Below are 18,640 nucleotides of genomic sequence, written 5' to 3'. Positions count from 1 at the left end.
ATCAAGCGAGGGGACGGACCTAATCTTCCCTAGCCGAACCCCCAGCTGGCAGCCCCGTCCTTGTCCTCGCACGATCCAACACAAGCCGCCAGCAGCAACAGCGGAGGTTCAGACCCCGAACGCAACCCTCAACAGCCCCCCCAGGAGAGTCCCTGGGTGTTCTGGAGGGGGGTGCTGATCACCCTCGGAGTGGCCCTGGGCGTGCGCCATTACGTCCTGGAGGCCCGCTACATCCCCTCGGGTTCGATGCTGCCTGGACTACAGCTGCAGGACCGGCTGCTGGTGGAGAAACTCTCCCTGCGCAGCCGCTCACCCAAACGAGGGGAGATCGTGGTCTTCCATGCACCCCACCACTTCGATCCCGTTCTGAGCGCTGATCGCAAGGTCGGACCCTTCAGTTGCGTCCTGGCCCAGCTGCCCATTCTGAACAGCATTCCAGGGGTCGCCGATCCGGCCTGTGATGCCTACATCAAACGCGTCGTCGCCGTCTCCGGTGATCGGGTCGTCGTCAACCCGCGAGGGCAGGTCAACATCAACGGCACCTGGCTCAAGGAGCCCTACGTGCAGAACTACTGCCCCGTCGATGCCCTGGGCATGGGGCAATGCCGGACCCTGAATGCCGTTGTCCCTCCGGGCCATGTCCTGGTGCTGGGGGACAACCGGGCGAACAGCTGGGATGGTCGTTTCTGGCCCGGTGGCGCCTTCCTTCCTGAGCAGGAAATCATTGGACGGGCCTTCTGGCGCTTCTGGCCCCTCCCCACATCCGGTGCGTTAGCGAGCAGCGATCCGCTTAAGGACTCCGGCGCCAAAGCTGGGGGTTAAGCCCCGTCGCCAGCACCTGCCCCTTGAGGGTTGCCTTCGCCAGGGGCTGGTTGGCAGCCAGCGGAGCGTAGGAATCCTGCTGGGCCGACCAGACCTGCTGGGGGTCAAAGAGCAACCAGCGATCCGTGCCGAGAGACAGCTGGGGAGGAGCGAGACCAAGCAGTGAGGCGGGGCCAAAACAGAGCACCTGCCAGAGCTCCTCGGCACTCCAGCCATCCGTCTGCACCAGCTCCTGCCAGAGGGCCGGCAGAACGAAGCGATGGCCGGCGACACCAGGGCGGCGCTGATCCACCGGAAGCAACTGCTCTTCAGGATCCAGCGCTTGATGGTGAACCGCCACGGCGCTGATCAGCCCCTGGCGCAGCCCATGCTTCAGCCGCTGGCGATCCAGGGCGGATCCCAGGGGCGGCTCCACACGCCACCCCTCCGCGATCGGATCCAAGCTGGCGGAGTCCACCAGCAGATGCCACCAACAGACCGTGGCGGGCGGGCGCTGGTCTGGGGCGACGGCCTCAAGCAGGTTCACCGCCTCGGCGGTGGAGAGATTCATCAGCTGCAGGCGGCGCGAGGGATAGCGCTCGGCCAGCGCCAACAGGCTGCGCAGGGGCAGGCTTTCACTGGTGGAGGGATCCATGGGCCATCCCGCCCGCAGGGCCGCGACCCCCTCTCGGACAAACCCCTCTTGAGCCAGGCGGCGATCACGGGGCGAGAGGAGGACGGGAGCGTTGTCCATTTCCGCCAGGCTGAGGCCACGCTCAAGCAGCGGCAGAGAGGGGAGTTGGGCGCCATCCGCCAGCCCCAGGGCTCCACTGGCCAATTGATCGCCGTGGGGGGCCAGCTCCTGGCCATCCCCCGCCAGGCTGAAGCTGCCCCAGCGCAGAAGCTCGAAGCCCCCTGAGGACACCGGACCCAGTGCCTGAAGCCGCTCAGGGGAGTCGCGCCACTGGCAGGAGTCCGGCAGAACAGCGACGGTGCCATAGCCCGCCGCAATCGCGGAACGCTCCAGGGAGACCCTGGTTTCAGCCACCCCGTTCTGGGGATCGTCCAGGCAGGAATGGGGATCGACCAGGGCAGGGGCCAACAGGAGCCCCGAGGCCTCCATCTCTGGGGTGCTTTGATCCAGGCAACCCTCACCCCAGGAGACGATCCGGCCCTGCTCCAGACGCACGTCGGTGCGGCGAAGCGCCTGGCCTGGTCCCTCCAACAGCTGAACCTGGCGCAGCACCAGGGCTTGGGGGAGAGACATGGACATGGTCAACGCGGGGGACTGGGGCGATCAGAGCGCACCGGCAGCGGTTCGATCGATCACCCCCCCAAGATGCGCCGTTTGGTTCAAACACACCACCACTGGAGCCTGATCGGCTCCGTTGGGGTAGTCGATCACGGTGACGCCGCCGTTGCCCTGCTTGACGGCCCAGATGTCTGCCGGGGTCAGGCCCAGCAACGCGCAGAGGATCGTCTTATTCACCGCATCGTGGGCGACCACCAGGGCGGTCTCCTCAGCGGACAAGCTCGCCGCAATGGTGTTCCAGCCCCGCAAGGAGCGATCCCAGACGTCGTGAATGGTCTCCCCACCAGGCATCTGCACGGTTTCGGGGGCCCGTTTCCAGTCGGCCAGGAGCTCCGCCCAGCCCGCAGAGATCTCCTCCTCCAGGCGGCCCTCCCATTCACCGTGGCCGATTTCCACCAGATCAGAGACGCTGGTGAGGGGCACCCCCGCGTGGTGCTTCAAGATCCCCTCCGCCGTCTGACGGGGGCGAGACATGGAACTGGAATAGGCCCGATCGAAGCTCACCTTGCGCAGGAACTCGCCGGCGGCGGCGGCTTGGGCTCGGCCGTTCTCGTTCAGGGGGATATCGATTTGACCCTGGAAGCGCCCTTGGCGGTTCCAGTCGGTTTCGCCATGGCGCACCAGCAGCATCCGGGGGCCTGGACCTTTGCTGGGCAGGCTGCTTCCGCAAACCTCGGGCTGCAGGTGGGTCGTGCCGTTCAGCGATTCGATTTGAACCGCGACGGGCTTGGAGGCCGAACCGGCTGGCGCAGGACTGACGTTGAACACCGACAAGGAGGCGTTCTCTAAGCGAAGGCGACGGAAGCCGGAAGCCTCCAAGCCAAGGAGGGCCAGCACGAGGCAACGCAGGATCGCGTTGTGACCGACCACCAGAACGGTCTTGGGGCTTCCCCCCGGGTCATGGGCCGCCAGCAGACCATCGAGAAAGCGCTGGGCCTGCGCCATCAACTCTGGGATCGGGGCGTACTCGGATCCATCGGCGCGCCGTAGCTGGAGCTGCTCAGGGCTTCGTTTCCATGTGGCGTAGTCCTGTGGGAACTGCGTCTGGACCTCACTGCTCAGCAGGCCACTCCAAGGGGCCAGGTCCACCTCGAGCAGGTCATCGCTCAACTGCAGATCCACGCTGGATCCCTGCGCCGCCAGCAGGGCCTTGGCCGTGTCGTGGGCGCGCCGCAGCGGAGAGCTGTAAGCCGCATCAATCGTCAGACCCCGCAGGGCTTCACCGGTGGCCAGCGCCTGCTTGGCGCCCACATCGGTCAAGCTCGAGAGGTCATCTCGGCCCTGGATCCGGTGCTCGAGGTTGAAGCTGCTCAGGCCGTGGCGAACCAGCAGGATCCGGAGGGACACGGGCACTTCCTTAACGAAACGGCATCGTATTTGAGGGCTCTATGGCCCCTCACTGGGCCGCAGAATGCAGCCCAGTGAGATGCACGGGGCGGTGGGGTGAGCACGGAAAAGGAGTCCAACAGTCCACGCAGGTCAGACACACCCAACTGGAAATCGGCCCTGGCGCTGGTCAGCCTGGCCCTCAGCCTGTTGCTCTGGCTCAACGGACTCGTCAGCAGCCTGCAACGCCCCTCCGTTGGCGATGACCTCAGCCGACGCCAGCTGGAGCTGAGCGTGCTGGCCCAGGGGAACTTGAGCGAGCCCATCCGTCCGTTGCTGAGCTCGGGTGATCCCCTGCAAACCCTCCAGGAGAGCCTCCAGAACGCGATCAACGACAGCCAGGAGGAGGGCCGCAATCCACCCCCAGGACTGCTGCTTGAGCAAGCCCTGCTGCTGCAACGCACAGGGGACCCGAGCCAGGCCCAGACCCTGCTGAAGCAACTCAGCCAAGAAGGGGGAGCCCAGCAGGCGATCGCCACCGTGCTGCTGAACCCCGAACAGCACGGCCGCCAGTCGCGCGAGCAACTTCTTTCCGAGCTCAAGGGATCAACGCTTGTACGCCAGTGGAGCTGCGAAGCACTGCTGGGCGCTGAGGCCTGCCAGGGGGATCAGGTCGCCAGGCAGGCCAGCGTGCAGCTGCTGGCGGTCACCCTGGTGCCCGGCCTGGGACTGCTCGGCGGCATCGCTCTGCTGATTCGCGAGCTCTGGAGGCGCTGGCGCGGAAAGACTCCAGCGGCGCCCCCATGGCTCGGCCCAGCCCTCTCCGGCATTGACACGGTTCTGCTGGTGGCCGGCGGTTTTGTGGTCGTCGGTGAGCTCATCACTCCCCTGCTGGTGGCACCGCTGCTGACGCGGCTGCTGCAGGACTGGCCGATCGAGGCTGTGCTCAAACAGGGGATCAGTGTCGTGGTCCTCTACGGCGCCTTGATGACAGGGCCACTGCTGATCCTGCGGCTGCTGCTGAAGCCCCTCGGCCCAGGGCCCCAGGGGGGCTGGTTGCAATTCCGCTGGTCCCCCCTGCCGCTTTGCTTTGGCCAAGCCCTCAAAGGCTTCTTGATGGTGCTGCCCCTGGTGAGCCTGGTGGGCTGGCTTCAGGGACAACTCTTTGGCGATCCGGGCGGCAGCAATCCCCTCCTGGAATTGGTCCTCAACGGACACAACATTCCCGCTCTGGCTTGTTTTGGAATCACCGCCATCGTCCTTGCCCCCCTGTTTGAGGAGACGATCTTTCGCGGTGCGCTGCTGCCCGTTGCCGCCCGCTACTGGGGATCGGGCTGGGGAATTGTGGTCAGCGCCGCTGTCTTCGCCGTGGCCCATTCCAGCCTCGGAGAATTTCCACCGCTGATGGTGCTGGGGCTCGGCTTGGGCTGGCTGCGCTGGCGCAGTGGACGGCTCGGCAGCTGCGTGCTGATGCACGCCCTCTGGAACAGCCTGACCTTCGCCAATCTGGTTGTTCTGGGTTGGTGAAAACCCCCTTGCTGGAAGCGCTCTCGCGTGGTTGACTTGCGCAGCACGCGTTGATGTTTGTGGTTGCCGTTCCGCTCCAGAAGAGCAATAGAGCGCCGGGCAGCCGCTCCAGCCGTTCCCTCGAGCTGATTCAAGGCACGCTGCTTGCCCGCAAGCTGGATCGCCAAGCGCCGTGGCTTGGCAACCTGCATCGCATTGCCGATGGAAGTCTCGTCGGCCTGGGAGTTGCCGTTGTCGGTCTCAGCGCCCTGACGCTCCACTGGCAGGGCCGCTGGACCAGCAGCTTCCAATCCCTTGAAGCGACCCAGCGGCTGGAGCACCGCCTGCAGGAATCAGCGGCGGTGCTCGAGCAGCATCACCTCTCGATGACCCGCAAGCCGGCCCTGCTGGAGCCCACCAGCAGTGAAAAGCTCGTGTACGTCGCTCCGCCGGCCGTCTCAGCAGGGCCAGACTTTGAAGCCCTCTTGGCCCAAGTCAATCCCGGTCAAATTCTTCCGGGCTACTGATGGCGCAGCAGGGGCTGCAGGGTCGCCGCGCCCCTGCACCACGGGAAGGACGTGGTCCAAGACGCAACCGGGTCGTGGATTTGCAGCCGGTGCCCCCGCGCCGGCTTTGGCTCGTCTACGGCCTTCTGGCGGCGGGACTCAGTGGTTTAGCGCTGCGGCTGGCCTGGGTTCAGGTGATCCAGGGCAACGAATTGTTGAACCGTGCCCGAGCGATTCAGACCCAAACGATCACGCCCCTTGGCCGCAGGCGGACGATCGTTGATCGCCAAGGTCGCCTGGTTGCCCTGGATGAAGAGCGCTTCACCCTCTGGGCCCACCCCCGCTACTTCTCCTTCCCTGGAGACGACATCGGAAGGCTGCGCAGCCCCCTGGATGTGGCGCGCAAACTCTCCCCCGTCCTGGCCAAACCCATGGGCGAGTTGCTCAAGGCCATGGATGGCCGTAAGTCAGGGGTGAAGCTGGCCAGCGAGCTCGACCCAGAAACCGCACAACGGGTGCGCGAGCTGGGCATCAGCGGTGTCGACCTTGAGGCCTATCCCCAGCGCGTTTATCCCCAAGGGGGACTTTTCGCCAATGTCGTTGGCTTCCTCAACCTCGAGCGGGTCCCCCAGGCGGGTCTCGAGCAGAGCCGTGACCGCGACCTGCGTCGCCAAGAGGCCTCCAAAAGTCTCCGGCGTGGAGCCGATGGCACGCCCCTGCCCGATGGGCTCAAACCAGGGGTGCTCTACGGCGACGACCTCAAGCTGCAGCTCACCCTCGATGCCCGCCTGCAGCAAGTCGCCCAGATGGCACTGGCCAAACAGGTCAAGCAATGGAAGGCCAAGCGCGGGGCCGCGTTGGTCATGGATGTCCGCAACGGTGAGCTGCTGACCCTGGCCTCCACCCCGACCTACAACCCCAACCAGTTCTGGAAGTTCCAGCCGGGATTGTTCCGTGAGTGGTCCGTCCAAGATCTCTATGAACCGGGGTCAACCTTCAAGCCGATCAACCTGGCGATCGCCCTTCAGGAAAACGCCATTGACCCGTCAGGAAAGGTGAATGACTCCGGCCAACTCACCATTGGCGGCTGGCCGATCTTTAACCACGACCGCAAAGGCAATGGGTTGATCGACTTCCCAACGGTCCTGCAGGTCTCCAGCAACGTGGCGATGGTGGAGGCGATGCGGCGGGTTCAACCGGCACGCTTCTGGCATTGGCTCCACACCCTGGGAATCGACAACACCCCGGATACCGACCTGCCCGGCGCCGTAGCCGGTCAGCTCAAATCCCTCGAGACCTTCAAAACCCAACCAATCGAGCCCGCAACGGCCGCCTTCGGTCAAGGCTTCAACCTGACGCCCCTGAAATTGATCCAGCTGCACGCGATGTTGGCGAACGGCGGCAGGCTGGTCAGTCCCCACATCACCCGCGGCCTGCGCTCCGGTGATGACCTGGCCAGCGCCCCGCCGGCCTCAGGGGTGCAACTGATCCGGCCCGCCATCGCCCAAACCGTCCTCAATTGGATGGAGACGGTGGTGGAGAAAGGCAGTGGCCGTGGCGTACAAATCCCAGGCCACCGGATTGGCGGCAAAACAGGGACGGCGCAAAAGGCACGCAATGGTGTCTACGTGGCCGGAGCCAAGATCACGAGCTTCATCGCCCATTTGCCGATCAACCAACCGCGCTATGTCGTGTTGGTCGTTGTCGATGAGCCGAAGGGCGAAAACGCCTACGGATCAACGGTGGCGGTTCCCGTCGCCAAGCAAATCATTGAGGCCTTATTGGTGATTGAGAAAATCCCGCCCAGCCGCACGGTTCCCACAACGGCCCGTCAGTAGATCGCACTGCGTGACCGCTTGATGACAACGGGAGTCACGCCCCGATTGGCATCGCTAGCTTGAAAATACGTTTGGTGCCCGGCATGGCCAATCTCCTCGACCAACTGGCCGCGATGACCGTTGTTGTCGCCGATACCGGTGACATCGATGCGATTCAGCAGTTCACCCCCCGGGATGCCACCACCAACCCTTCATTGATCCTGGCGGCGGCCCAGATCCCGACCTACCAAAACCTGATCGATACCTCCCTGCGGGAGTCCCGCGAGGTCTGCGGCCCCTCGGCACCGGCTGAAGAGGTGGTGCGCGAAGCCCTCGACGAGATCTGCGTCACCTTCGGCAAGGAAATTCTCAAGATCGTCCCCGGCCGGGTCTCCACCGAAGTGGATGCGCGCCTGAGCTTCAACACCGAAGCGACGATCACCAAGGCCCGCAAGCTGATTGGCCTTTATCGCCAAGCGGGCATCAGCCGTGATCGCGTGCTGATCAAGATTGCCTCCACCTGGGAAGGCATCAAGGCCGCGGAGGTGCTCGAAAAAGAGGGCATCCACTGCAACCTCACCCTCCTCTTCAGCTTCGCTCAGGCCGTGGCCGCCGCTGAGGCTGGCGTCACCTTGATCTCCCCCTTTGTCGGCCGCATCCTCGACTGGTTCATAAAGAGCACCGGCCGCGAGAGCTATCCCGGCCATGAGGATCCGGGCGTGCTCTCGGTCACCAAGATCTTCAACTACTTCAAGACCTTCGGCTACAAAACCGAGGTCATGGGAGCGAGCTTCCGCAATATCGACGAGATCGTCGAATTGGCGGGATGTGACCTACTCACCATCTCGCCCAAACTCCTGGATCAACTGCGCAACACCCAGGGGGATCTGCAACGGAAACTGAACCCCTTTGATCCAGCGACGACGGAGCAACAGATCCACCTAGATGCCCAAGGCTTCAAGGCGATGATGGCCGAGGATCAGATGGCCACTGAAAAACTGGATGAGGGTATCCGGGGATTCACCAAGGCAATCGAGACCTTGGAAGCCCAATTGGCCCACCGTTTGGGCGAACTGGAGGGAGCCAGTGCCTTCCAACATGCCGCCCAGGAAATCTTCCTGCTGAACGACCTCGATGGCGATGGCTGCATCACCCGCGAGGAATGGCTGGGGACCGATGCTGTGTTCGATGCCCTGGACACCGATCACGACGGACGTCTTTTGCCCAATGACATCCGTGGCGGACTCGGTGCGGCCCTCGCCATTAACAACTGACTTAGGCTCTGGCCCAGTTGGTTGGCTGTTGCGTGAACGCCCTCGAAACCATGCGTGCCCTGGCCAGCCAGGGAGAGGTGATTCAGGCAACGGCAGGTGATGCGATCTTCTCCTCCGGGGAGACCGGAGACTGCATGTTCGGGGTTCTGGAAGGAACCGTTGAGCTCACCTGGAACGACGAGGTCGGTCATGAGGTCATTCAGGCCGGCGACGTCTTTGGGGCCGGTGCCCTGGTGACGGCGGAGCATCGCCGCTACGGCAATGCCAAAGCCGTCAGCGACTGCAAGCTGCTGAAGATGAACCGCGAGAAGTTCCTCTTCGCCGTTCAGGAATCCCCCATGTTCGCCATCGAGCTGCTGGGCTCAATCGATCACCGCCTGAGGCAACTCAAGGACTGCACCAAGGTCGGCTGAGCGCTCAGCCCCGCTGGAACAGCAGGCGTTTAATCACGCGTTGGGCGATATCGCCGTAACCCATCTCGCCCGAAAGAATTTGGGCGATCCGTTGCGGCGCTGTCGGTCGCTTGATCCCCAGCTGGTAGCCCACTTTCGGGACCCGGTAGAACACCTGTGCAATGCGCCGGCCCCAGGCCATGGAGTCGCCCCAGTGTTGGCGCATCTGGGCGCTGTATTGAGCGAGGGCCTGCTGTTGCTCATCGGCAGCGGAGCTGCCCAGGTAGCGATCCACCGCGTCAGCGGCCCGCACGCCACTCATCAGTGCTGGGCGTAACCCCTCCGCCAAAAAGGGATCACAGAGGGAGGCCGCGTCACCGACCACCACGGCGCCAGGGACATGCAGTGGGTAGTGACCATCCCAAACCCTGAGGGGAGAACGGCGCCGCAGGCCGGCATCCGGCGCGAGGCCCAAGGAGGGAAGCAATTCGGCTAACACCGCATCCGCATCCGCCGCTTCGCGGCCAATGAAGGTGCCCACTCCAATGCTGTAGCCCCCTTGCCTGGGGAAGGCCCAGCAGAAGCCATGGCGCACGAGACCGAATTCGAATCGGGCCGTGTCCCCCTCCAACACCTCGGCATCAACCTCAGCCGCCAGGGCTTCTGCAAAGCGCGGCTGACTGGGACCGAGGCCCAAGGGGGCGGCAAAACGAGAGTTGGAGCCATCGGCAATCACCACGGCTCGTGCGCGGTAGCCATGGCCACCGGCTTCCAACATCCATTGATCGCCATCCCGCTGGATTGACGACACTTCGGAGCCATCCAGCAGTTCCGCACCCTCCGCAACGGCCCGCTCAACCAGATAGTGGTCCAGCTTGGAGCGCTGCACGATCCAAAACGGAGAGTCGCCAGGAAGGACCGCCACCACCGGATCCTCCAGGCACCAGGTGAATTTCACCTGGGTGATCACCCGATCAACGGCCGGCTGCAGATCAAAGGGAAACCAACGCTGCACGGAGGCCGCCATGCCACCGCCACAGGGTTTGGGCCTGGGAAGGGACTGCGCCTCAAGCAGCAGAACACGACGTCCCCGCGCAGCCAGGTGGAAGGCCGCTGCGCCGCCGGCAGCACCGGCGCCGACAACGGCGACATCAAAACAGTGCGGTTCGCTCACACCTTGAGGATGTCTGCTTCCTTCTCAGCCAGCAGTTTCTCGATCTCAGCAATGAACTTGTCGGTGAGCTTTTGGACCTTGTCCTGCTCATCGCGGCTTTGATCCTCGGAGAACTCGCCCTCCTTCTCCTGCTTTTTCACCTTGTCGATCGCATCGCGGCGAACGTTGCGCAGGGCCACCTTGCCCTCCTCGGCATACTTCGCCGCCAACTTGCAGAGCTCCTTGCGGCGGTCCTCCGTCAGGGGCGGGATGTTGATACGGATCAACTTGCCGTCGTTGTTGCAAGTCAGCCCCAGGTCACTCATCGAAATGGCCTTCTCGATCAGCCCCAAGGAGCTGCCATCGAAGGGCTGCAGTTGGATCGTCGAGGAGTCCGGGGTGCTGATGGTCGCCAGGGACTTCAGCGGCGTATCCGCGCCGTAGTACTCCACCTGGATCTTGTCGAGCAGCGACGCATTCGCCCGGCCGGTGCGAATCGTGTTGAAGGTGCGCTGGGTGGAATCCACCGACTTGCGCATGCTGGCTTCGAGATCCATGGCGAGAAAAAGGGCGTCGCTGAAGAAAGAAAGGGGCCGACCCGTCAGGCCGAAGGAAGGATGCTGGTGCCGATGGGCTCACCGCGCACAGCCCGACCAATGTTGCCGGAACCGAACAGATCAAACACCACGATTGGGATGGCGTTGTCCTTGCAGAGGGCGATGGCCGTGCTGTCCATGACCTCTAGCTCTTTGCTGAGGACATCCATGAACGAGAGGCTCTCGTAACGCACCGCGTCGGCGTGCTTGTTGGGGTCCTTGTCGTAGACCCCGTCGACCTTGGTGGCCTTGAACACCACGTCGGCTCCGATCTCAGCGGCCCGCAACGCAGCGGTGGTGTCCGTGGTGAAGAAGGGATTACCCGTACCGGCGGCAAAGATCACCACGCGCCCCTTCTCCATGTGGCGGATGGCCTTGCGACGGATGTAAGGCTCCGCAACCTCCTGCATCGAGATGGCGCTCTGGACGCGGGTGGGAATGCCGGCCCGCTCCAATCCGTCCTGGAGCGTGATGGCATTCATCACCGTCGCCAACATGCCGACGTAGTCAGCGGTGGCCCGGTCCATGCCGGCGGCGGACCCCTTAAGACCGCGGAAGATGTTGCCGCCGCCCACCACGATCGCCAGCTGGCTGCCGTCGGCGACCACAGCGGCGACATCCTTAGCGATGGCATCCACCACCGCAGGATCGATGCCGTAGCCCTGCTCGCCCATCAGGGCTTCGCCGCTGAGCTTCAGCAACACGCGCTGATAGGCCATCCCTTCGTGCTGCAGCTTCGTTGGCCGAACAGTAGCAAGCGTGAGATCCCTTGCCGACGCTGGCCAGGAGCGCTTCGATGCCAGCAGATGGGAGTGCTGGATGGACAGGCATCAGGACCAACCCATTCCACCGGTCGGCTCCAGCCGCAGCGGCCTCATGGCACGGCTCACCCTCTCGGCCGTGGAACAACTGACCGAAGACCCCCGCGCCTGGGCTGAACCGGTCGTGCATCGGGCGCTGTTGATCAGCGGGCTCTCGGTGCTGATGAGCGCCCTGGCCACGGTGCAAACCCAGACCAGTCCTTAGAACTCAATACCCGCCTGGGCTTTTACCCCCTGTTCCCGGAAGGGATGGCGCACAAGCTTCATCTCCGTCACCAGATCAGCACGCTCCACTAACGCCGCCGGAGCGCCGCGGCCGGTGAGCGCCACATGGGTCAAGGGCGGCCGCAGCTTCAATCCCTCCAACAGATCCTCCAGATCGAGGTAGCCCAACTTGAGGGCCACATTCACCTCATCGAGGACCACCAACTTGCGCTGGGGATCAGCGAGGTACTCGCAGGAGCGCTTCCAGGCCTGCTGCACCAAGGCACGGTCACGCTCGCGGTCCTGGGTTTCCCAGGTAAAGCCCTCCCCAAGGGCATGCCAGTGCAGCGCTTCGCCAAACAGCTCCAGCGCCTTGGCCTCGCCGGGTTGCCAGCCCCCCTTAATGAACTGCACAACGGCCACCTGCTCCCCGTGGCCCAAGGTCCGCAGCACCAACCCCAGGGCTGCCGTGGTCTTGCCCTTGCCATCACCGGTGAAGACCAGCACCAGTCCCTTCTCCAGGGAGCGCTCCCCAACCCGCTGCTGCTGCACTTCCTTGCGGCGAGCCATGCGCCGCTGGTAGGCATCGGCTGTGGCCTCAGGGGCCAGGTCTCCGCCCATCCCCAACTCCGATGCTGTCTGGTCCAGGGCGTTGGGATCGGCCACAGCTTGAGGTCAGGGGTGCCTCCAATCTGGCGCGGTTAAGCCGCGCTCGCCTGGTGCCGGGCCAGGGCCGTATCCACAGCCTGCTGCTGATCCCGGCGGGTGATCCAGTGGTGATAAGTCCTGGTGTGGATCGCCACGGAGTGGCCCATCATCCGAGCCGCCACCGTGTCGGGCAGACCGATGTGGATCGTGCGAACCGCCCAGGCATGGCGCAGGTCATAGGGGGTGAGGGGCAGGTCGTAGCGACGGAACTGCTCGGCAACACGGCGGCCGACCTGCTGCAGGGTGGTGCGGCGGAGATCGGTACAGACCGCCGGCAGAAGCTGACGCTGAGCCCCTAGTTGCTCCAAGCCGAAGCGCTCCACCCACTCCGGTTGAAAGGGCCAAACCTGGTGCTCTCCGGTCTTGCTCGTGGGCAACACACGGATCACCCGATCGCCCCCGGGTGCCAAGGCGGAGAGGTCGGTGAAGAAGACCTCATGGTTGCGTAGGCCATAGGTCGCCATCAGGCCGTAGGCCAAGCGCCATCCGGGGTTAGGAATGCGCTCAAGCCACTCCAGGATCTGAAGGTCGCTTGGGAGCTGGCGAAATTGGGCGGCATGCAGGCCATAGCCCCCCGCCCGCTCACCCCAGTCAGGGGGCAACGCCAACCCTTCGGCTCGAGCCAGGGCCGCGAGGGTGGTGCCGCACTGCTGTCGCCCCCGCGAGGCCAGGGGATAACTCTCCAGAACGGCCTCCAGAAGCGGCAGGCCCCAGGCCATCCCCTGGTCCCCAGCCAAGCGCTCGAGGCGGCGGACATAGGGCAGATAGGCGCTGCTCCAGGTCGTCCGGGCTCCGGAGGGATTGCGGCGGCGGCGCGGATCTTGGAAAAACCCCTGCTCAAAGCGCTGCAGCCGTGCCGCAAGCGAAGAGGCCGTCGCTGGGGGCAATGGCCCCGTGGGAGCGTCCTTGGTTTGAAGCCAGTCGTCCCAGCAGAAGCGCTGCTGCTGAAGCTGCTGCAGGACCAGCTTCAGTTGGTGGCGGGCCTGCTCGAGGCCGGCTGGGTCAGCGTCAAGGCCAAGGCTGATCCGTTGCACCCGCTGAGCCGACCCACCGCTGCGGCAGGGCAAGGGTCCCCTCAGGCCGAGCCGGGAGCCCCGGCGCTCCAGCCGCAGCGAAACACCGCTGGCGGCCAGCAGCGCGTTGTGTTCCCGAAGGGCCAGATCGAGGCGTTCGAGGCTGATCTTGAGACCAAAGCGAGCCGGCCGACCTTATCGAGCCTGAACGGGAGCGACCAGCCCCCAGCCGGCAGCGTTACGCTCGCCGCTGTTGTTGTCCGATGAAGCGGGGCATGGCCAAGGTCGGCGTGGTGTTGCTGAACCTGGGCGGCCCTGAGCGCATTCAGGACGTCGGTCCCTTCCTCTACAACCTCTTCGCGGACCCGGAAATCATCCGGCTGCCCAATCCGGCGCTGCAAAAACCCCTGGCCTGGCTGATCAGCAGCCTGCGCGCCGGCAAGTCCCAAGCCGCCTACCGCTCCATCGGTGGGGGCTCCCCCCTCCGGCGCATCACCGAGCAGCAGGCCCGCGAGCTGCAAAGCACCCTGCGTCAACGCGGCATCGAGGCCACCAGCTACGTGGCGATGCGCTACTGGCACCCCTTTACCGAGTCGGCCGTAGCCGACATCAAGGCCGATGGGATCGATGAGGTGGTGGTCCTACCTCTCTACCCCCACTTCTCGATCAGCACCAGCGGCTCCAGCTTCCGGGAACTGCAGCGCCTGCGCCAGGGCGACCCCGCCTTCTCCAAGCTGCCGATCCGCTGCATTCGCAGCTACTACAACGACCCCGGTTACATCGGCGCCATGGCCGAGTTGATCGGTAAGGAAATCCAGGCCTGCCCCGACCCGGCCACGGCCCACGTCTTCTTCTCCGCCCACGGCGTCCCCAAGAGCTACGTCGAGGAAGCCGGTGACCCCTATCAAAAGGAGATCGAGGGCTGCGCCCAGCTGATCATGGACAAGCTGGCCGCCGATCTCGGCCACGCCAACCCCTTCACGCTTGCCTACCAGAGCCGCGTCGGTCCGGTGGAGTGGCTCAAGCCCTACACCGATGACGCCCTCAATGAACTCGGGGAGTCCGGGGTGAAGGACCTGGTGGTCGTCCCCATCAGCTTCGTCAGCGAGCACATCGAAACGCTCGAAGAGATCGATATCGAGTACCGGGAAATTGCCACCGAAGCCGGCATCACGAATTTCCGCCGCGTTCCGGCCCTCGACACCACCCCATCCTTTATTCAGGGCCTGGCCAACCTGGTCCAGCACGCCTTGGAAGGTCCGGAGGTCAACCTGGATCAAGCCGCGGCCCTGCCAACCCAGGTCAAGCTCTATCCCCAGGACAAGTGGGCCTGGGGCTGGAACAACAGCTCCGAGGTCTGGAACGGACGCTTGGCAATGCTCGGCTTCTCCGCTTTCCTGCTGGAGTTGCTGAGCGGTCGTGGCCCGCTGCATTCCATCGGCCTGCTCTAAGGCCCTTCTCGGAGCCTCCCTGCTGCTGGGGCCCGCCCTGGCCAACCCCTGGCAACAGGCCCGTTTTCCTGTTCCGCAGTTCAGCGGCTACACCAGCCATTACGGGCTCAGAAGCGGCGCATCCGGCGGCTCCAGCCTCCACCGGGGCCTGGACATCGCCGCTCCCCTGGGCTCCCCGGTGCTCAGCTGGTGGGCCGGGCGGGTGGAGCGGCTGATCAACGACGGGAGCTGCGGCATCGGCGTGGCGATCCGCTCCGGCCCCTACGAGCACCTCTACTGCCACCTGCAGGGAACGATCGAACAGGACACCCTGCGCAGCGGAGGCGCGAGCCTGCGCCAGGGCTCCTGGCTACGGACGGGGGAACCCCTGGGCGCCATCGGGGTGAGCGGCCGCAGCAGCGGACCTCACCTGCATTGGGGCGTCAAGCTGAACGAGCGTTGGCTGGACCCGGTGCTGCTGCTGCGAGCAATGGCTGACGCCAGGCGCGTGGAAACGCCCATTTCTCAGGCCAGACCTTAGGGTGACTGGATCTGAAAACGCTGTCCGCCGCCGCCGTGACCGTGACGTCCGTTTCACAAGCGGCCACCGCCGCTGATCACTCCACCCCGACCCGGGTGAGTGGCGGTTACGCCCTCATGGATGCCCTCCGTCGCCATGGCGTGGAGACCATCTTTGGCTATCCCGGCGGCGCGATCCTTCCCATCTACGACGAGCTGCACAAGGCCGAGTCCAGGGGCTGGCTGAAGCACGTGCTCGTGCGCCACGAACAGGGCGGCACCCACGCAGCCGACGCCTACGCCCGCGCGACCGGCAAGGTCGGGGTCTGTTTTGGCACCTCCGGTCCAGGGGCCACCAACCTGGTGACGGGCATCGCCACGGCCCACATGGACTCCGTGCCCATGGTGGTCATCACCGGCCAAGTCCCCCGGGCGGCCATCGGGACGGACGCCTTCCAGGAGACGGACATCTTTGGCATCACCCTGCCGATCGTGAAGCACTCCTGGGTGGTGCGCGATCCCCGGGACATTGCCCGCATCGTCTCGGAGGCCTTCTTGATTGCCTCCAGCGGCCGACCCGGTCCCGTTCTGATCGACGTGCCCAAGGACGTCGGAGTCGAGGAGTTCGACTACATCCCCGTTGAACCCGGCGCGGCCGTTCCCCCTGGTTTCAAACTCCCCCCCGCGCCGGCCCCCAGCGCCATCTCCGCTGCGCTGGAGCTCATCCGCAATGCCCGCCGTCCCCTCCTCTATGTCGGTGGTGGGGCCATCAGCAGCGGCGCCCACGCCGAAATCCATGCCCTGGCGGAGCGCTTCCGGCTTCCGGTGACCACCACCTTGATGGGGAAGGGTGCCTTTGATGAGCTCCACCCCCTCTCGGTGGGGATGCTCGGCATGCACGGGACCGCCTACGCCAACTTCGCGGTGACCGATTGCGACCTGCTGATCGCCGCCGGTGCCCGTTTTGACGACCGCGTCACCGGCCGCCTCGATGGCTTCGCCCCCCGGGCCCAGGTCATCCACATCGATATTGATGCGGCAGAGATGGGCAAAACCCGTCTGCCGGATGTGGCCGTCGTCGCCGACGTCAAGCAAGCGGTCGAGGCCCTGCTGGCCGCCTCCAGCCAGGAGGACTCCCGAGGCCGCACCGAGGCCTGGCTCGAGCGCATCGCCCAGTGGAAACAGCACTACCCCTTGGTGGTTCCAGCACCCGAGGGAGACATCGCGCCCCAGGAGGTGGTGTCGATGCTGCAGGAGCTCTCCCCCAAAGCCTTCTTCACCACTGACGTGGGCCAGCACCAGATGTGGGCTGCGCAGTTCCTGCACACCCTCCCCCGCCGTTGGATCAGCTCCGCGGGCCTCGGGACCATGGGTTTCGGCATGCCGGCGGCCATGGGCGTTCAGTGCGCCTTCCCCGAAGAACCGGTGATCTGCGTGGCCGGCGACGCGAGCATCCTGATGAACATCCAGGAGCTCGGCACCCTCAGCCAGTACCACCTCCCCGTGAAGGTGGTGGTGCTCAACAACGGCTGGCAGGGGATGGTGCGCCAGTGGCAGGAGAGCTTCTACGGCGAGCGCTACAGCGCCTCAGAGATGACCGGCGGCATGCCGAACTTCCCCGCTGTGGCGGAAGCCTTCGGCGTCAAAGGTGTTCAGATCCAAGGACGGGAGGAACTGCGCACCAAACTCGCCGAAGCCCTGGCCCACCCCGGTCCGGCCTTCATTGAGGTGAAGGTGCGCCGCAACGAGAACTGCTATCCGATGGTGCCCCCCGGTGCCAGCAACGCCCAGATGGTGGGCCTCCCCTCCCATCCGGAACTGGCGATCGACACCAATCGCGAGTGCCACAGCTGCCACCACAGCACCTCCAGCTCCAGCCTGTACTGCCCCAACTGCGGCGCCAAGCTGTGAGGCTGGGGCTGATCCGCCGCTGGCTCTGTGCTGCAGCGGCTGCCTGCCTGCTGCTCTGGCCGGGACAGGTCTTGGCGGCCGAGGTGCTGCAGGTGCGGAGCGGCACTCTGCTGCAGATCGGTGACCGCAACCGCACCTACAGCGTGCAACTGGCCTGCGTCGTGGTGGACCCAGACGATGACGCTGCCGCCGTGGACTGGATTCGTAAGCAACTGCCCCGGCGCAGCAAGGTGAACCTGCGCCCGACCGGCAGTGCCGATGGGGTCCTCATCGCCCGCATCAATCACCTCGATGGGCAAGCCAACCACGACCTGGGCGCGGAGCTGATTGCATCGGGCCTAGCGTCCTCCTCAGGATCCTGCTAACGGCCGTTGAGCATCAATCGGGCAGCCAAGGGCATTGTGCTGGTGCCCACACTCCTGTTGGGAAGTGCCTTCATCGCCACCGCGGTCTGGGGACCAGCGGCAGCCGCTGACAACAAGTCCCTCGCCCTGGGGGTCGGAGGAGTCTTGATCGCAGCGGGTTTGCTGGCCCAGCTGATGCCGGAGCCAGCTCCCGAGGCCAGGTCCGAAGACGAATCCTGAGCGTTACTTCGCCGGCTTGGTCTGAGGGGTGGATTGAGCTTTGGTGCGGCCCTCTTCCACCAGGCGGAAGTACTCCTTGGTCGGGAAGATCACAAAGCTGTCCTCCTTGGCTTTGCTGATCTGAGAGAGCACCGCGGTGAGGTCGGCAACCCTGGGCTTCAGCTTGCTGCGCTCAGCCTCAGGCACGTTGGAAAGGGCCTTCTGCAACTCGTCGTAGCTCAGGAAGAACACGCCCCGAGGGCCATCGGGGGTGTTGAGGGTTAGGAAGGGCTGGGTGAAGAACACCGCCACGTTCAGGCCTTTCTTGATCTCCTCGTCGCTCAGACCTTCTTTCTTCAGCAGGGTGTAGGCCTGCTTGATGTCGGCGTCGTTCATCACCACCGGGGCCACCAGTGGCTTGCTCTTGTCCTTCAGCTGCTTATTGAGCTCCACCACCTTCTCGTTCATCACATTCAGTGGAACGGGGGTGACGGTGGCCTTGAGGCTCGGGTTCGACTTCAGCAGCGCCTTGAGCTCGGTATTCGCCCGATCACTCTCGAGATAGAGGGGCAGGACCAACGCCTCGTCCCGGGGGATCGGCAGGGGAATGCCATTGGCATCGGTGATCACGAAGACCGGAATCACCTGCAGTTTCTTGATCGCCTCGGCTTCAGGGATCGCCAAGGCGGGAGCCGCAGCCATGGCGCCCAGGACGGCGACCGGGGCCAGCAACGAGGCCGCTTGACGGCCCATCGGCTTCAACCAAGCGGGAAAGCGCGAGAGCATGC

Annotated in this window: 20 protein-coding genes; 12 read left to right on the top strand and 8 right to left on the bottom strand. The window is 64.7% G+C overall.

Translation table 11 applies throughout. The annotated features are described in order from the left end of the window. Nucleotides 1-60 precede the first annotated feature (60 nt). Complete coding sequence (gene lepB, locus QZ186_RS04085; protein ID WP_296415914.1) at nucleotides 61-822, top strand: signal peptidase I; 762 nt, start codon at nucleotides 61-63, stop codon at nucleotides 820-822. Here lepB and QZ186_RS04080 read toward each other — a convergent pair. Beyond that, nucleotides 791-2,068, bottom strand: a complete 1,278-nt coding sequence (locus QZ186_RS04080; RefSeq protein ID WP_296415913.1) for a dihydroorotase — start codon at nucleotides 2,066-2,068, stop codon at nucleotides 791-793. The genes lepB and QZ186_RS04080 overlap by 32 nt on opposite strands. Nucleotides 2,069-2,098: 30 nt before the next feature. After that, a complete protein-coding gene (locus tag QZ186_RS04075; protein WP_296415911.1) occupies nucleotides 2,099-3,460 on the bottom strand; it encodes a histidine phosphatase family protein in 1,362 nt (453 codons plus the stop codon). Between the two features lie 96 nt (nucleotides 3,461-3,556). Between QZ186_RS04075 and QZ186_RS04070 the strand changes: the two genes are divergently transcribed. The 5 genes from QZ186_RS04070 to QZ186_RS04050 all read left to right on the top strand — a co-directional run bounded on the left by QZ186_RS04070 (nucleotide 3,557) and on the right by QZ186_RS04050 (nucleotide 8,955). After that, a complete protein-coding gene (locus QZ186_RS04070; RefSeq protein ID WP_296415910.1) occupies nucleotides 3,557-4,966 on the top strand; it encodes a CPBP family intramembrane glutamic endopeptidase in 1,410 nt (469 codons plus the stop codon). 53 nt (nucleotides 4,967-5,019) lie between these two features. Further along, nucleotides 5,020-5,472, top strand: coding sequence for a hypothetical protein (locus QZ186_RS04065; RefSeq protein WP_010316655.1), 453 nt, complete (start codon nucleotides 5,020-5,022; stop codon nucleotides 5,470-5,472). Further along, the gene (locus tag QZ186_RS04060; RefSeq protein ID WP_296415908.1) at nucleotides 5,472-7,289 is read left to right on the top strand and encodes a penicillin-binding protein 2; all 1,818 of its coding nucleotides are present in this window, start codon (nucleotides 5,472-5,474) and stop codon (nucleotides 7,287-7,289) included. The genes QZ186_RS04065 and QZ186_RS04060 overlap by 1 nt, the downstream gene beginning before the upstream one ends. An 83-nt stretch (nucleotides 7,290-7,372) precedes the next feature. Beyond that, nucleotides 7,373-8,542 (top strand): transaldolase, encoded by a 1,170-nt coding sequence (locus QZ186_RS04055; RefSeq protein WP_247477915.1) that lies wholly within the window; start codon nucleotides 7,373-7,375, stop codon nucleotides 8,540-8,542. Nucleotides 8,543-8,574: 32 nt separating this feature from the next. Next, entirely contained in the window at nucleotides 8,575-8,955 is a 381-nt protein-coding gene (locus QZ186_RS04050) for a Crp/Fnr family transcriptional regulator (RefSeq protein WP_247477913.1), read from the top strand. Between the two features lie 4 nt (nucleotides 8,956-8,959). Here QZ186_RS04050 and QZ186_RS04045 read toward each other — a convergent pair whose 3' ends face one another. Genes QZ186_RS04045 through pyrH form a run of 3 tightly spaced genes read right to left on the bottom strand, consistent with a single transcriptional unit; the run spans nucleotide 8,960 to nucleotide 11,402 of the window. Next, nucleotides 8,960-10,108 (bottom strand): geranylgeranyl reductase family protein, encoded by a 1,149-nt coding sequence (locus tag QZ186_RS04045; RefSeq protein WP_296415907.1) that lies wholly within the window; start codon nucleotides 10,106-10,108, stop codon nucleotides 8,960-8,962. After that, nucleotides 10,105-10,644, bottom strand: coding sequence for a ribosome recycling factor (gene frr, locus QZ186_RS04040; RefSeq protein ID WP_010316649.1), 540 nt, complete (start codon nucleotides 10,642-10,644; stop codon nucleotides 10,105-10,107). Before frr ends, QZ186_RS04045 begins: the two co-directional genes overlap by 4 nt. A gap of 44 nt (nucleotides 10,645-10,688) precedes the next feature. Continuing rightward, entirely contained in the window at nucleotides 10,689-11,402 is a 714-nt protein-coding gene (gene pyrH, locus QZ186_RS04035; RefSeq protein WP_010316646.1) for a UMP kinase, read from the bottom strand. Between the two features lie 100 nt (nucleotides 11,403-11,502). Between pyrH and QZ186_RS04030 the strand changes: the two genes are divergently transcribed. Then, nucleotides 11,503-11,709 carry a hypothetical protein gene (locus tag QZ186_RS04030; protein ID WP_010316644.1) on the top strand — a complete coding sequence of 69 codons (207 nt, stop codon included), beginning with the start codon at nucleotides 11,503-11,505 and terminating at the stop codon, nucleotides 11,707-11,709. Here QZ186_RS04030 and cobO read toward each other — a convergent pair. Continuing rightward, nucleotides 11,706-12,329 carry a cob(I)yrinic acid a,c-diamide adenosyltransferase gene (gene cobO, locus QZ186_RS04025; RefSeq protein WP_083797931.1) on the bottom strand — a complete coding sequence of 208 codons (624 nt, stop codon included), beginning with the start codon at nucleotides 12,327-12,329 and terminating at the stop codon, nucleotides 11,706-11,708. The genes QZ186_RS04030 and cobO overlap by 4 nt on opposite strands. A gap of 80 nt (nucleotides 12,330-12,409) precedes the next feature. Beyond that, nucleotides 12,410-13,576, bottom strand: coding sequence for a site-specific integrase (locus QZ186_RS04020; RefSeq protein WP_296415963.1), 1,167 nt, complete (start codon nucleotides 13,574-13,576; stop codon nucleotides 12,410-12,412). Between the two features lie 128 nt (nucleotides 13,577-13,704). Here QZ186_RS04020 and hemH point away from each other — a divergent pair, with 128 nt between their 5' ends. From hemH to QZ186_RS03995, 5 genes are all read left to right on the top strand, one after another. Continuing rightward, entirely contained in the window at nucleotides 13,705-14,880 is a 1,176-nt protein-coding gene (gene hemH, locus QZ186_RS04015) for a ferrochelatase (protein ID WP_247479932.1), read from the top strand. Then, nucleotides 14,849-15,400, top strand: coding sequence for a M23 family metallopeptidase (locus QZ186_RS04010; RefSeq protein WP_296415906.1), 552 nt, complete (start codon nucleotides 14,849-14,851; stop codon nucleotides 15,398-15,400). Before hemH ends, QZ186_RS04010 begins: the two co-directional genes overlap by 32 nt. Nucleotides 15,401-15,495: 95 nt before the next feature. Next, on the top strand, nucleotides 15,496-17,289 hold the full coding sequence (ilvB, locus tag QZ186_RS04005) for a biosynthetic-type acetolactate synthase large subunit (RefSeq protein ID WP_296415962.1): 1,794 nt from the start codon (nucleotides 15,496-15,498) through the stop codon (nucleotides 17,287-17,289). Next, nucleotides 17,286-17,654 (top strand): hypothetical protein, encoded by a 369-nt coding sequence (locus QZ186_RS04000; protein WP_010316623.1) that lies wholly within the window; start codon nucleotides 17,286-17,288, stop codon nucleotides 17,652-17,654. The genes ilvB and QZ186_RS04000 overlap by 4 nt, the downstream gene beginning before the upstream one ends. A 6-nt stretch (nucleotides 17,655-17,660) precedes the next feature. Further along, nucleotides 17,661-17,873, top strand: a complete 213-nt coding sequence (locus QZ186_RS03995; protein ID WP_010316621.1) for a GIVxVP protein — start codon at nucleotides 17,661-17,663, stop codon at nucleotides 17,871-17,873. Nucleotides 17,874-17,876: 3 nt separating this feature from the next. Here QZ186_RS03995 and QZ186_RS03990 read toward each other — a convergent pair whose 3' ends face one another. Then, nucleotides 17,877-18,638, bottom strand: coding sequence for a Tic22 family protein (locus QZ186_RS03990; RefSeq protein WP_010316620.1), 762 nt, complete (start codon nucleotides 18,636-18,638; stop codon nucleotides 17,877-17,879). Nucleotides 18,639-18,640 lie beyond the last annotated feature (2 nt).

The organism is Vulcanococcus sp. DEBay_Sum29NL08_54, assembly GCF_017859255.1.
GTDB lineage: Bacteria > Cyanobacteriota > Cyanobacteriia > PCC-6307 > Cyanobiaceae > Vulcanococcus.
The sequence above is the reverse complement of the archived record's forward strand: the minus strand, read 5'-3'. Positions and strand labels throughout refer to the sequence as shown.